10 protein-coding genes, 1 tRNA gene and 3 pseudogenes are annotated in these 13178 nt (G+C 65.9%); 5 read left to right on the top strand and 9 right to left on the bottom strand.

Annotated features, from left to right (window positions below; genetic code table 11):
* Positions 1-257 precede the first annotated feature (257 nt).
* Both RHBS_RS15130 and RHBS_RS15120 read left to right on the top strand, forming a co-directional pair.
* Entirely contained in the window at positions 258-647 is a 390-nt protein-coding gene (locus RHBS_RS15130; RefSeq protein ID WP_128645951.1) for a hypothetical protein, read from the top strand.
* A gap of 555 nt (positions 648-1202) precedes the next feature.
* Positions 1203-1703, top strand: coding sequence for an MFS transporter (locus RHBS_RS15120; RefSeq protein WP_237669249.1), 501 nt, complete (start codon positions 1203-1205; stop codon positions 1701-1703).
* Here RHBS_RS15120 and RHBS_RS15115 read toward each other — a convergent pair.
* From RHBS_RS15115 to RHBS_RS15095, 5 genes and pseudogenes are all read right to left on the bottom strand, one after another.
* Positions 1606-2979, bottom strand: coding sequence for a CoA transferase (locus RHBS_RS15115; RefSeq protein ID WP_237669248.1), 1374 nt, complete (start codon positions 2977-2979; stop codon positions 1606-1608). The two genes, RHBS_RS15120 and RHBS_RS15115, sit on opposite strands and share 98 nt — an antisense overlap.
* 40 nt (positions 2980-3019) lie before the next feature.
* A complete protein-coding gene (locus tag RHBS_RS15110) occupies positions 3020-4285 on the bottom strand; it encodes a trans-acting enoyl reductase family protein (protein WP_128645950.1) in 1266 nt (421 codons plus the stop codon).
* A 44-nt stretch (positions 4286-4329) separates the two neighbouring features.
* Positions 4330-5826 carry a glutamate-cysteine ligase family protein gene (locus tag RHBS_RS15105; protein ID WP_128645949.1) on the bottom strand — a complete coding sequence of 499 codons (1497 nt, stop codon included), beginning with the start codon at positions 5824-5826 and terminating at the stop codon, positions 4330-4332.
* 105 nt (positions 5827-5931) lie between these two features.
* Positions 5932-7390, bottom strand: a pseudogene (locus RHBS_RS15100) (SDR family NAD(P)-dependent oxidoreductase).
* A 144-nt stretch (positions 7391-7534) separates the two neighbouring features.
* Positions 7535-7620 (bottom strand) — tRNA-Leu (locus RHBS_RS15095).
* A gap of 176 nt (positions 7621-7796) precedes the next feature.
* Here RHBS_RS15095 and RHBS_RS15090 point away from each other — a divergent pair.
* Together RHBS_RS15090 and RHBS_RS15085 are read left to right on the top strand one after the other, a co-directional pair.
* Positions 7797-9155 carry a M20/M25/M40 family metallo-hydrolase gene (locus RHBS_RS15090; protein WP_237669247.1) on the top strand — a complete coding sequence of 453 codons (1359 nt, stop codon included), beginning with the start codon at positions 7797-7799 and terminating at the stop codon, positions 9153-9155.
* A gap of 16 nt (positions 9156-9171) precedes the next feature.
* Positions 9172-9699 carry a YbhB/YbcL family Raf kinase inhibitor-like protein gene (locus RHBS_RS15085; RefSeq protein ID WP_128645948.1) on the top strand — a complete coding sequence of 176 codons (528 nt, stop codon included), beginning with the start codon at positions 9172-9174 and terminating at the stop codon, positions 9697-9699.
* Between the two features lie 45 nt (positions 9700-9744).
* Here RHBS_RS15085 and RHBS_RS15080 read toward each other — a convergent pair.
* The 3 genes and pseudogenes from RHBS_RS15080 to RHBS_RS15070 form a co-directional block, all read right to left on the bottom strand.
* Positions 9745-10789: pseudogene (locus RHBS_RS15080) on the bottom strand (quinone-dependent dihydroorotate dehydrogenase).
* A gap of 120 nt (positions 10790-10909) precedes the next feature.
* A complete protein-coding gene (locus RHBS_RS15075; protein ID WP_121869895.1) occupies positions 10910-11185 on the bottom strand; it encodes a DUF5703 family protein in 276 nt (91 codons plus the stop codon).
* A gap of 10 nt (positions 11186-11195) precedes the next feature.
* Positions 11196-12221 (bottom strand): YncE family protein, encoded by a 1026-nt coding sequence (locus RHBS_RS15070; protein WP_128645947.1) that lies wholly within the window; start codon positions 12219-12221, stop codon positions 11196-11198.
* A 160-nt stretch (positions 12222-12381) separates the two neighbouring features.
* Between RHBS_RS15070 and RHBS_RS15065 the strand changes: the two genes are divergently transcribed.
* Entirely contained in the window at positions 12382-12747 is a 366-nt protein-coding gene (locus tag RHBS_RS15065) for a hypothetical protein (protein WP_121872415.1), read from the top strand.
* On the opposite strand, the pseudogene RHBS_RS15060 reads toward RHBS_RS15065, so the two are convergent.
* Positions 12722-13178 (bottom strand): annotated as a pseudogene (locus RHBS_RS15060) (ABC transporter ATP-binding protein); the annotation flags it as partial. The gene RHBS_RS15065 and the pseudogene RHBS_RS15060 sit on opposite strands and share 26 nt — an antisense overlap.

Here is a 13178-nt window from a genome sequence, read left to right as displayed (position 1 = left end):
CGCACCCGGCGCACCCGGCGTCTACCCCTACCTCGTCAAACCCGACACCCAATCCGGGCCCGCGCAGCAATCCACGACGAAAACCACCCCCGCAACCAGCGCATATGGCAGCATCGGACAAATCGGTCGGGAGCCTAACGAAACGGAAGCAGCCCATCGCGTGCGTACAACCGTGACCGCAGCACTCGCCGCAGCAGCGGCAATACCCCTCGCATTCCTCGCCGCCGCACCAGCCACAGCCGCACCCGGCGACATCAATGCCGTCTTTTACCACCACACCCAACCCCGGCGGCAGCAACACGGTCACCGGCACCTTCACCGCCACCGGAGACGAATTTCCGTACTACTGCCTGATGTACGACGATGCCGTCGATGCAAATAACGGTTACCCACTTGACGCCAGCAGAATCGGCGACCCGACTCCCAGCTTTACCGTCATCGATACCGACGTACCCGATGGCACCTACACAATCGACTGGGTCTGCTACCTCGCCAGGGGCGGCTACGACGGGACCACACGAGCCTTACCGCAGCAGCAGGGTTACAGCGCACCGACGACACTCGTGGTCCCCGCAGTCGGACCCGAAGAACCCGAACCCGGCTGCACCGGATCTGTCTGCCTCCCCACCGGATCGTTCGGCTTCTAACCCACCAACCCGTGGTGCCCCGCCGCAATCAGGTGGCGGGGCATCGGGGCACGTGCCTCACGAGACGAACAACCACAGAGACAAAACGAAAGCTGCCGCGACACCGAGCCCGGTCACGCTCCGTCGCTCCCGCACAATTACGTTCACAGCCGTACCCCACAACCGCGCCGCCGTAGAGCACCAGCTCCGGCGGCGTTCCGCGTCCCACCACAGCAGGCCGGCCACGTTCGCAGGCAGGTCCTAGCGGGCCACACGAACTCCTACGGGCTGCACCGAACCGAACTCCGCTGCGCTCCGCACTCAAAAGAGCGAAAAGAATCGAATTTCTTTGTGACGTAGGTGGCTTCTGGCGAGCATCCATCACCCGTGCCCGCCGCCTCAACCCCTCGCTCCGCTGCGCTACGGCCAAGGCTCCGAACACTTTTCGTCGAGCGGTCGCTGCGCTCCCACGAAAACTGCTCGGCCACACCCCCGACAACTCCGTCGTCGCTATCACCCTGGCCGACAACGGCAGCGGCTCACACCTGGTCGCAACCACCGGCGATGATCTTCGTGGTGACCAACATAGTGGGCGTCGGCAGGCTCACCGACCGGATCGGCCGCAAGCCGGTATTCGTCTTCGGGGCAGTCGGGCAGATCGTCCTCGACGTGCCCTGTTTCCTGTTGCTCCGGGGCAGCGGCTGGATCGGGCCACTGATCGCATGTCTACTTCTCGGCCTCGTGCTGGCGTGTTTCGCGGCTCCGAGTGCGTCGACGCTTCCCGCCCTGTTTCCCACTCGGATTCGCTACGCGGCGCTGTCGATCGGGTTCAACCTGTCGGTTTCCGTCTTCGGCGGAACGACGCCCTTGGTGACCTCGGCGTTGGTCAGTGCAACCGGCAGCCCGATGATTCCCGCGTACTACCTCATCGTCAGCGGCGTCATCGGGCTCATCGCCGTCGGCTTTCTCCGCGAATCTGCTACGCAACCATTGGAAGGGTCTCCGCCGCAGGTCGATTCGACCGAGGAAGCCAAGGAGCTGTACAGCGAGGCGTCGGCGCTGGCTGTCCGGACCTGACGCGCCGGCTGCTCGGCGTCACGTCCAGTCGGCGTCGTCGGTTCCCCATGGGTGTGCAGGAAACGGGTAGTCGGCGTACTCGTCGAACACCGGCCGGGCTGTCGTGACACGACCGTGTGTCACGACGCAGTCTGCAGACGGCGTCCCGGCCGAACCATGACTCGGATCCCGGCCTGGCAGCTCCATCAACCATGCGGCTGTCCGGGCCAGGGACACCTCGACCGCGGCGTTCGATCCGGATCCGTCTGCGCGATCGGCCAACTCCGAGACGATCCCCGCGGCGAGGAGGTACCCACTTGCGTGGTCGAGGGCTTGGGCAGGCAACCGTCCGAGTTCTCCGCGGCCCTCGAGGATCGAAGCCGCGCCGGTCCGACCACGGCCCTCGGGTACCCCATGCGCTGATCCGCCCGTGTACGACGCCTCCGCGGTGTTCGAGTCCGAAGCGCTCCAGAGCGCCCGGGCGGTACCCGGTGACCAGGACGTCCGCGGAGTCGAGCAAGCGTTGCACTCGAACAAGTCCCGCGCGTGTGTTCAGGTCCACCGACGCCGAACGCTTGCCTTGACCGTTCTCCAGGTGCTGCCAGGCGATCTCGGGGAGTTGTGGCGGATCGATCCGTAGTACATCGGCACCGAACAGCGCGAGAGCGCGGGTGGCGACGGGCCCGGCGATCACCCGAGTGAGATCGAGTACCCGGACGCCCGCGAGCGGAGCGGCATAGGTACCGCCGCGAAACACCGGGATCCGATCGAGCGACGCCGCCCCGGCATCCGTGCGCTCGATCAACGGGCCGGAGCGGGCCGCTTCACCGGCCGGGTGGGCCGACCACTGATCCTCGGTGCGGACCTGAACCGCGAGGGCCCCGCTGTTCGAGCACGACCACTCGAGCTCTGCTGCGGTGATACCGGCCACCCGACCGGCGAATCGTTCGGTGTCGCAATCGCCGTCGAGCCCGACGGCATCGAGCAGCGCCGTTCGATGATGCGCGTAATTCGCGTGCGTCCTCACCCAGCCGTCCGATGCGCGGAAGAAGCCGGACAGATCGGCGAACGGGTGCACGGGCGCACCGTCGATCCGCAGCATCGTGCCGCCCATGAACGATGCAGCTATCCGCTCGGACGACGCGGTCGGTGCCATTGCTGACATCGATGACTGCGCACCGGGGAAGGGACGGAATCCGAAAACACCCCGCACCCTGCCGATGGCGGCGCCGAGGACACCGACCGACTCGGCAGCGATGGTGGCCACCGGCAACGTCGCAGCAAGGAATGTGGTCACCGACCGATGCTCCATGCCGACGACATGCGCTGAGCCTGCGTCAGTTCCGCTTGGCCCAGACTTCCACGCCGGCCGCGTTGAGGCGATCGACGAGGACATCGCCGATCGCGGTGGCAGGCGTGAGCACACCGCTGGCCTTCGGCAGGGCGTCGCCGCCGTGTACGAGCGCGAGTGCCGACTCCGCCAGCATCACTGCGGTGGCCTTGTAGCCGGGGTCGCCCGAGGCCTTGACCCGAGCCCGGTAGCGCGCCCCGGAGGTGGTGAGCGTGTACAGGTCGACGGTGAAATGCCCCTTCTCGCGGGCCTTCTCGCTGGGACCGGTACCCGGCTTGGGCAGAATACGGTCGAGTACCTTGCCCGGCAGAACCGTCATGGCGGACACACCGAGGAACAGCCCGGCGGACAGCGCACCGGCGAGGACGGGGCTGGCGATCGACGAGCCGACACTCATCACTTCGCTGTATCGGAACTGCTTTCCATACGCCCAGTCGCGAAGTGCATTGCTGCGCCGAACGACTCGCGTGTTGTACGAGGCCATCACGAAGGGGGCCTTCCATCCCCGCAGGCTCGGGTCGATCTTCTTGCCGTCGATCAGCACGGTGTCGAGCTGGCGACCGAGTTGCGGCTCGAGGCCGCGATCGGGACTGAGCGAGTACGGCCGAGCGGCGATGCGTCGGGCCCGCTTGTCCTTCTTCATCGCCTCGATCTGCCCGCGCAGTGAGTCGATGGTGCCGCCGCTGACCCCACCGGACATCGACGTGACCACCAGGGTCGTGTCGGTGAGCTCGCCCGCGTTGTCGGCCGTGACGGCCTCGTACAGGGCGTGTACGCCGATGTCGGACGGGATGGAATCGAAGCCGCACGAGTGGACGATGCGGGCCCCTGTGCGCTGAGCGATCTCGTGGTTGGTATCGATGCTCTCGCGGGCGAACAGGACCTCGCCCGTGAGGTCGACGTAGTCCGTCCCGGCCTCGGCGCACGCCGTTGCCAGTTCCAGGCCGTACTTGGCGTAGGGACCGACCGTGGTGATGACGACTCGGGTCGATCGGGCCATGGCCTGCAGCGACGCGACGTCGGTGGCGTCGGCCTCGAGAACGCGCCACTGCTGAGCTCTGGAGCCCAGTTCCTTCCTGGCGGCTTCCACCTTGGACGTCGAGCGCCCTGCGAGGGCGATCCGGGTGTCGGCCGGTGCGTGCTCGGCGAGGTACTTCGCCGTCAATTTCCCGACGAAGCCGGTTACGCCGTAGACGACGATGTCGTGAGTGCGATCGGGGCCGATGGTCGAGTCGGATGCAGGCGAATTCATACCAGCGACACTAACGCGGTTCACCCCGACGAGTCGACGCGCCGTCAGTTCGGCCAGGTGTGCACCGGTTCTCCGGCGTTCATCAACCCGACGTAGTCGCCCAGCATCCCGGCGAGCGCGCGATCGCGGTTCTCACCGGCGCGTTCACGGGCGACGACGGCGTTGCGCTGCCACACCGAACCGGACTGCTTGGCCAGGCAGCGCGCTTCGATCACCCCGAGATAGCGGTCGCGGACCGTCGCGTCCACGCCGTAGGCGGCCAACCCGTCGTCGGCCAGGGGCAGCAGCCGACGCAACACCAGTTCCTGCGGACTCACCCAGCCCACCTCGGGCCAGTAGAGCATCGAATCGAACCCGCCGCGGGCGGCGGAGTGCACGTTCTCCTCGGCTGCGTCGAACGACATCTGGGACCACAGCGGGCGGTCGGCGTCGGCAAGCGCGCGTACGGTGCCGTAGTAGAACGCCGCGTCGGCGAGAGTGTCGACCACCGACGGTCCGGCCGGGAGTACGCGATTCTCGAGCCGGATGTGGTGGCCGTCGCCGGACCGATCGTAGATCGGCCGATTCCACCGGTAGACCGTTCCGTTGTGCATACGCAGTTCGGACAGCGACGGCGTCTTGCCCTCGGCCAGCGCTGCCTTCGGGTCCTCCTCGCTGCAGACGGGCAGCAACGCAGGGAAGTAGCGCGAATTCTCCTCGAACAGGTCGAAGATCGAGGTGATCCACCGTTCGCCGAACCACACCCGCGGTCGGACACCCTGATTCTTGAGCTCCTGCGGCCTGGTGTCGGTGGCCTGCTCGAACAGCGGAATGCGAGTCTCGTGCCACAGCGCGCGACCGGCGAAGAACGGCGAGTTGGCGGCGAGTGCCACCTGTACGCCCGAAAGTGCTTGCGCTGCATTCCAATACGACGCAAAATCGTCCGGAGCCACCTGCAGGTGCAGCTGAACCGAGGTGCAGGCTGCTTCCGGGAGGATCGTGTCGGTCACGATGTCGAGGTCCTCGGCGGCAGCGGCACCGGGCAGCCGAACTCCGCCGATCTTCAGTTCGATGTCCTCACCGCGCGCGGCGAAGATCTGTTGATTGAGCAGGTCGTAGCGCGGATTCGCCGAGAGCCACCGGTGCTCGAAGTGCTCCTCGTCCAGAGTCGGCAGCATGCCGATCATCGCGAGACGACTACCCGAGGTGCGGGCGCGTTCGTCCGCTGCATTGAGCGATCTGCGCAGGTCCGTCTCCAACTCGGCGATCGAGGCACCGCGCAGTGGCCGAGGATCGACGTTGATCTCGATGTTGAACTGGCCGAGCTCGGTCTGATAGTCGGGGTCGGCGATGGCGTCGAGGACCGCCGCGTTGGCCATCGACGGCTCCATGTCGTCGTCGACGAGATTGAGCTCGATCTCCATGCCGATCTGTGGTTCACCGACGTGGAAGGTCTCGTCGGCCAACATGATCGCCAGCGCGTCGAGACAGTCCTGGACCTTCTGGCGAAACTCGTGCCGATCCTGCCTGGTGAACTTACGGCGCTCGACGTCCTCGCCCATGGTGACCGCCTATCGGTGCGTGAAGAAGGGCCGTCCGCTCGCGCGCAACGACTTCGGCCTACGAGTATCGCAGTCCGCGTTCGCCGAGGGGGACGCACGCGAAAATCACCAGGGTGACGGCTGATAGTCCTTGAGGAACGAGCCGTACAGATCGATTCCGAGTTCTCCCTGCACGATCGGGTCGTACACCCGAGCGGCACCGTCCACCAGGTCGAGTGGAGCGTGGAAGCCCTCGTCGGCGAGTCGCATCTTGGTGGGGTGCGGCCGTTCGTCGGTGATCCAGCCGGTGTCGACGGCGGTCATCAGGATTCCGCTCTCGAGCATCTCCTTCGCGCTGGTGCGCGTCAGCATGTTCAGCGCGGCCTTGGCCATGTTGGTGTGGGGATGCCCCGGACCCTTGTAGGCGCGCCCGAACTGGCCCTCCATGGCCGAGACGTTCACGACGTACTTGCGGCGCGCGTCCGAGGCCTCCATCGCGGTGCGCAACCGCGAGACCAGGATGAAGGGGGCTACGGAGTTGCAGAGCTGTACCTCGAGCAGCTCGACCGGGTCGACCTGCTCGACGGTGTGGATCCAGCTGTTCGTCTCGGCGAGATCGGGTACCAGACCACCGGCATCGATGGCGAGACGCTCTCGATCCTCTCGGCCGTCACCGAGCCGGCGACCATCGCCAGCGAGCAACGTCGTCGGCGCTCAGGGCAGCGGCCGGTCTGCCGCCGATCGCGGTGGCGGGCAACGAACTCGCCAACGACGCGGGATGCGCATCGCTGGTCTTGCCGAACGTGATGCGCTCCGGTCCTGCGCCCTCGGTCAGGGCCGCAGGCAGAGGTTCGGCCTCGGCCTCGGCCAGCGCGCTGTAAGAGCCGGGGGAGCGCTTGACGGTCTGTGCGGCGTTGTTGATCAGGATGTCGAGGGGGCCCTCGGCCGCGACCGAATCGGCAAGGGCCACAACCTGAGCCGGATCGCGAAGATCGATACCGACGACACGCAGACGGTGCAGCCACTGGTCGCTGTCGTCCATCGCCGCGAAGCGACGCACGGCATCGTTGGGAAACCTCGTGGTGATCGTGGTGTGGGCACCGTCGCGGAGCAGCCGAAGTGCGATGTACATGCCGATCTTCGCGCGCCCACCGGTCAGCAGCGCCCGCCGCCCGGACAGGTCGGTTCGAGCGTTGCGCTTGCCGCGATTGAGCGTCGCGCACTCGGGGCACAGCTGGTGATAGAACGAGTCGACGTGGGTGTAACGCTGCTTGCAGATATAGCAGGGACGGGCCTTGATCAGCGTCCCTGCGATATCTCCCTCGGCGCGAGAGGACAGGGACAGTCCTGCTGTCTCGTCGTCGATTCGGTCCGGGGATCCTGTTGCGGTGGCGGCGACGACGGCACGGTCGGCCGCGTTGACGGCGTTGCGCGCGGCGACGCGTCGAGCACGCTTGAGATCTTTGAACATGGCACCGGACGCGCGCTGCACAGCGATCGAATCCGGATGATTCTTGTCCAGCTCTGCGGCCTGCTTCAGCACTCGCAAGCACGTCTCGAGATCGGTCGGGTCGATCGCGTCCATCGTCAGTCTCCTAGCATCGGCCCTTCGAGCCGAAAGAAGCGAGTGCAGAACGAAAAAGACCCCGATTCCGAAGAATCAGGGTCCGTTTCGTCTGTCTCAACTCAGATCTGTGAAAATCTCTGTCTGGCTACATCTTTCAGACGGTGTCCGAGGGGGGACTTGAACCCCCACGTCCGTTAATAGGACACTAGCACCTCAAGCTAGCGCGTCTGCCATTCCGCCACTCGGACAAGTGCGACCTCTGCCGCATATTCTTTTGTTGCTTTCACAGCCGGCCGCTGTGTGCTGCGTAAGATTATCCGACGGGTTCCCGATAACCAAATCCCCACGTCAGTTCATGCTCGAGGCCGTTTCTCATGGTGCCCGGAGCGGATTCTGGTGGTAGGAACGACGTGTGCCCAACGATGTGAGCAACTCAGGAAACCCACACGATATCGATGCCACCGTTGCCCTCGACGAAGTCGTGGATCTCGTCAGTTCCCTCATCCGTTTCGACACCTCGAACACGGGGGAGCTCGAGACCACGGTCGGTGAGAAGGAATGCGCCGAGTGGGTGGCGAGCAAGCTCGAGGAGGTGGGGTACGAAACGGAGTACGTCGAGTCCGGTGCTCCCGGTCGAGGCAACGTGTTCGCCTGGCTGCGTGGGGCGGACTCTTCTCGCGGCGCGCTGCTGGTCCACGGACACCTGGACGTCGTGCCTGCCGAACCCGCCGACTGGAGCGTGCATCCGTTCTCCGGAGCGGTCGAGGACGGGTACGTGTGGGGCCGCGGCGCGGTGGACATGAAGGACATGGTCGGCATGGCCCTCGCGCTGGCCCGCCAGTTCAAGTCCACCGGAACCGTCCCACCCCGCGACATCCTGTTCGCCTTCCTCGCCGACGAGGAAGCGGGTGGCAAGTACGGATCGCACTGGCTGGTCGACAATCGACCCGATCTCTTCGAGGGCGTCACCGAGGCGGTCGGGGAGGTCGGTGGGTTCTCGCTGACCGTCGCTCGCCCGGACGGCACCGAGAAGCGGCTCTACATGGTCGAAACCGCCGAAAAGAGCCTGGCCTGGATGCGGCTGACGGCAAAGGCTCGGGCCGGGCACGGATCGTTCCTGCACGACGACAATGCTGTGACGTACCTGGCCGAGGCAGTGGCCAAACTGGGCAATCACACCTTCCCTCTGGTGCTCACCGAATCGGTCTCGCAGTTTCTGCAGGCGGTCTCGGAGGAATCGGGTCTCGATTTCGATCCGACGTCACCGGACATCGACGGCACCCTGCTCAAACTCGGCAGCATCGCCCGGATCGTCGGCGCAACCCTGCGCGACACGGCGAACCCCACGATGCTTTCGGCCGGCTACAAGGCCAATGTGATTCCGCAGACCGCGACTGCCGTGGTGGATTGCCGCGTACTGCCCGGACGGCAGGCGGCATTCGAGAAGGAGGTCGACGAGTTGATCGGCCCAAATGTCGAACGCGAGTGGATCACGAAGCTCGAACCGTACGAGACGACGTTCGACGGGGATCTCGTCGATGCGATGAACGACGCCGTCCTCGCGCACGACCCCAATGGCCGTACCGTGCCGTACATGCTGTCCGGCGGCACCGACGCAAAAGCGTTCGCGCGCATCGGTATTCGCTGCTTCGGGTTCGCTCCACTGAAGCTTCCGCCGGAACTCGATTTCGCGGCGTTGTTTCACGGCATCGACGAACGAGTACCCGTGGAGTCGTTGGAGTTCGGTACACAGGTACTCGAACACTTCTTGCTGCACAGCTGATACGAAAGGAACCATCGTGGCGTACAACCCATACGACTCGCTTCCGGACCTACCGTCCTTCGAGTTGACGTCCGAGGATGTCGAGGACGGAAAGACCCTGAAGGACCAGCAGGTCAGCGGAATCATGGGAGCCGGTGGACACGACAACTCCCCGCAGCTGTCCTGGTCCGGATTTCCCGAGGGCACCAAGAGCTTCGCCGTCACCGTCTACGACCCCGACGCGCCGACGGCATCCGGCTTCTGGCACTGGGCAGTGGCCAACATTCCCGTCGGAACGACGTCGCTGGTATCGGGAGCCGGCGACGACGGCGGAACCGGAGTTCCCAGCACCGCGGTGACACTGAAGAACGACGCCGGTCTGTTCCGCTACATCGGCGCAGCCCCGCCCGCAGGGCACGGCCCGCACCGCTACTTCATCGCCGTTCACGCGGTGGACGTCGAGCGACTGGAAGTCGACGAGACGGCCACCCCGGCCTACCTCGGCTTCAATCTGTTCTCGCACGCCATCGGTCGTGCGGTCCTCACCGGCATTTACGAGGCCTGAGCTCGATCGTCGGGTGTCGGAAGATCCGTTTCGACACCCGACGGTTCAGGGCCTGTTCGCCGAGCCCACCGCATCGGCGATCGTGGAGAACCCGTGTTGCTCGAGCCGAGCGGCCAGTCCGCGGTGAATGTTCTTGATCCACAGCGGGCCGCCGTAGATGAACCGGTGTAGCCCTGCACCAGCGAAGCCCCCGCGGTGATGCGTTCCCATGCCTGCGCTTCGGTCTCGATTCCGCCGACCGAGATCAGCGTCAGACGTGTACCCACTCGGCGGTACAGGCGTCGCAGCACCTCGAGCGAGCGGTCGGCCAGCGGAGCACCGGACAGGCCGCCTGCTCCTGCTGCGGTGACCACGTCGCGTCGGTGCGCAGACCGGCGCGGGAGATCGTCGTGTTCGTGGCCACGATCCCGTCGAGACCGAGTTCGACGGCCAGATCGGCCACGGCGTCGATGTCCTCGTCGGACAGATCGGGGGCGATCTTGACCAGTACCGGCACCGTCACCACCGACTGAACCGCCACCAGAATCGGCCGCAGCGATTCCACGGCCTGGAGGTCACGCAGTCCAGGGGTGTTGGGCGAGCTGACGTTGACGACCACGAAGTCCGCCAACGGGCCCAGCAGCCGGGCGCTGGCGGTGTAGTCCGCGGCAGCACCGTCCGGCTCGACGATCTTGGTCTTACCGATGTTGGCACCGATCGGGATACCCGTGCGCCTGGCACGGACACGCTGCGCGGCGTGCTCGGCGCCGTGGTTGTTGAAGCCCATGCGGTTGACGATGGCGCGGTCCGGAGGCAACCGGAACAGTCGCGGAGTCGGATTGCCCGGCTGGCTCTGCGCGGTCACGGTGCCGATCTCGGCAAACCCGAATCCGATCGGCCCCCACGCATCGATTCCGTCGGCGTTCTTGTCGAAGCCGGCCGCGAGACCGAGCGGAGCCGGGAAGTCGACGCCGAACACCGTCGAGCGCAGTCGTGGATCGTCGACCACGAACATCTTCTCGGCCAGATAGCGGAGCGGTGGCACGACGGCGACGGTGCGGAGCACACCGAACGCCAGGTGGTGAATCTTCTCCGGTGGCACGAGGAACATCAGGCGCAACAGGACGCGGTACAGACGGTCTCCCACGGTCTTCTCTCCGGTCGATCTGGCTCGGTCGAACACATGCTGTGGTTTCGACGATCGTGCGGTCAGGACAGTACTGCGAGTCGCTCAGATTCCCGGCTCAGGGATGTGATGCGCGGTCTTCTTGCGTTTGAGCAGCACCCGCCTGCTGCCATCGGTGTAGAGGCGTACCCGCGACAGTTCCCAGCCGCCGAACTCCGCCTGAATAGCCAGACGCATCGAGGCCGTCACACGGGTCACATCCGGCGGCAGCCGCAACGGCACGTACTCCCAATCGTCGGACGGCGACACTTCCCATCCGACGGGCATCTTCGCGCGGCCAGGTGCCGAACTCTCGTGTGCGTTCACATGCCTCCTTGCCATTCGACCGAAGTCAGCGACCCGCAGCGGGTATGCGCTGCAGACCGTCACCGGTTGCCGATCCCACGTACAGGTCGCCGGTGTCGGCGTCGACGGCAACCGAATTGGGCTGCCGCACAGTGGCCAACCTCCTGGCCTCGACCGGAATTCCGGTATCGAGTGTGTACCCGACCACCTCGTTGAGAGCGGGCAGCGTCACCCATGCGACACCGGATTGCTCATCGTAGGCGATCGCCCACGGCTGCGACCCGACCGGAAACCGTTGGCGCATCAGCAGATCGTGCGAGGTGAAGACGAGCAACTCGGTCCCGGTCGAATCGGTGACCAGCAGGCGACCGAACTCGTCGCTGGTCATCTCCGCGGCACCTTCGCCTGCGCGCAAGGCCACTCCGAGGGTGCCGTCGTCCAGATCCAGGTCGGTCACCGACGTCTGACGACGATCCAGAACCGAGACGCCGTTCGGTGTACTGGCCAGAGAATCGGCAGAGGTCACGCTGCCGCCGGAGACCGTGGCGGTGACCTGACCGTTCGTATCGAGCACGCGGACCGCTCCGGTGTCGTCACCGACGGCCGTCGTGCCGTCGGGCAGGTCTGCTGCGGACAGTGCATCTGCGTCGACCGTCAGGTCGGTGCGCTGTCCGTCCGCCACTGCGATTCTCGCGACGGCACCGTCCATGGGGACCAGGACGGTCGAGTCCCGTCCGGCGACGAGTTCTGCGCCCGTGGAACCCAGGTCGACCACGCGGGTCTCAGCCGTGGCTCCGTCGCGGACCAGGGTCACCGTGGTGGATGCGTCGGTCAGCGCCACCAGGGTGCGGGTGGCGGGGTCGAAGGTGAGGGCATCCACGGGCGCGAACGCGCTGACGGAGCCGGCGGGGGTCACGGTCGCCTCGGGGGACTCCGCCGGCGGTCGGGGTTCGACCGAGATGTCGTCGGCGTCCTCTTCGTCGCTGGAACACCCGCCGATCGACAGGACTGTGACGACGGCGAGCGCGGACGCGACTGCCGCCCGAATCGAACGAGCCGACGGTGTTCGCATGAGGCCGAACCTACTTCCTCGAGAAGACGCTGCCTGTGGAGGCGCTGCCACATCTGTACCAGCGTGCGGCGATCTCGGCGAAATCGACCGCGCCGGATCGGTTGTCGTCCGGTTGCGTCCGAAGAAGCGGTAGCGTGTTCGTCCGGGGTGAGTGCACGACATGGGAGTGGACGTGGGAACCGAGGAATCACACTTCGTCGTCGAGGAAGTGAACGCGGGAACGCATCCGAACGGCTTCGGACGCACCGACGACGGCCGGGCGTTCGCGTTTCGGGTGCACCGAAGCACCCTGTACGTGGAGATATACCGCGCCGATGTGCAATCTCCGGTACCGGACCGGTCCGAGGTCGAAGCGGTTGCCGAGCATTCGGTCACCGAGGTCGATCTGACGGACGAGCGCAGCATCGTCGGTGTGGTGCGTGATGCGGTCGCCCATGCGCAGCAGCTGTCCGATGCGTCACAGCGGGACACCACAGCGGTGCGGGCCTTCTTCAACCGGGTCAATTCCGTGCTGGAGGGTTTCTGACACGGTGGGGAACCACCAGCTGTTCGCCGGTGTCGGGATGATCGAACACGTCGACGGGGTGTCGGTACACCCGGGCCAGCCTTTCGGCGGTCAGAACGTCCCGCGGCGGACCGGTTGCGATCAGTTCACCCGAGTCCAGGATCGCGACGCGGTCGGCGTAGGCCGCCGCGAGGCCGAGATCGTGCAGTACGACGACCACGGCACGGCCCGCGTCGGCGAGTGAGCGCACCACGGCCATCACTGACTCCTGATGTCCGAGGTCGAGTGCTGCGGTGGGCTCGTCCAGCATGATCGTCGCGGTGTCCTGGGCGATGACGCGCGCCAGCGCGACCCCGGGCCTGCTCGCCGCCGGAGAGCGATGCGAACGGTCGATGCGAGAACTCCGCCAGCGTCGCAGGCGGACATGGCGTGCGGCGACGCGGTCGTCGTCG

The organism is Rhodococcus sp. BS-15 (assembly GCF_000813105.1).
Taxonomy (GTDB): Bacteria; Actinomycetota; Actinomycetes; order Mycobacteriales; family Mycobacteriaceae; genus Rhodococcoides.
Note: the sequence above shows the minus strand (reverse complement) of the source record. Positions and strands in the feature narration are given on the sequence as shown.

What these genes read in the sequence shown, in the direction of transcription:
- RHBS_RS15070 (WP_128645947.1), bottom strand. Translation starts at nt 12,221, where the DNA reads ATGCGAACACCGTCGGCTCGTTCGATTCGGGCGGCAGTCGCGTCCGCG.
- RHBS_RS15065 (WP_121872415.1), top strand. Translation starts at nt 12,382, where the DNA reads ATGGGAGTGGACGTGGGAACCGAGGAATCACACTTCGTCGTCGAGGAA.
- RHBS_RS15075 (WP_121869895.1), bottom strand. Translation starts at nt 11,185, where the DNA reads ATGGCAAGGAGGCATGTGAACGCACACGAGAGTTCGGCACCTGGCCGC.
- RHBS_RS15110 (WP_128645950.1), bottom strand. Translation starts at nt 4,285, where the DNA reads ATGAATTCGCCTGCATCCGACTCGACCATCGGCCCCGATCGCACTCAC.
- RHBS_RS15105 (WP_128645949.1), bottom strand. Translation starts at nt 5,826, where the DNA reads ATGGGCGAGGACGTCGAGCGCCGTAAGTTCACCAGGCAGGATCGGCAC.
- RHBS_RS15130 (WP_128645951.1), top strand. Translation starts at nt 258, where the DNA reads ATGCCGTCTTTTACCACCACACCCAACCCCGGCGGCAGCAACACGGTC.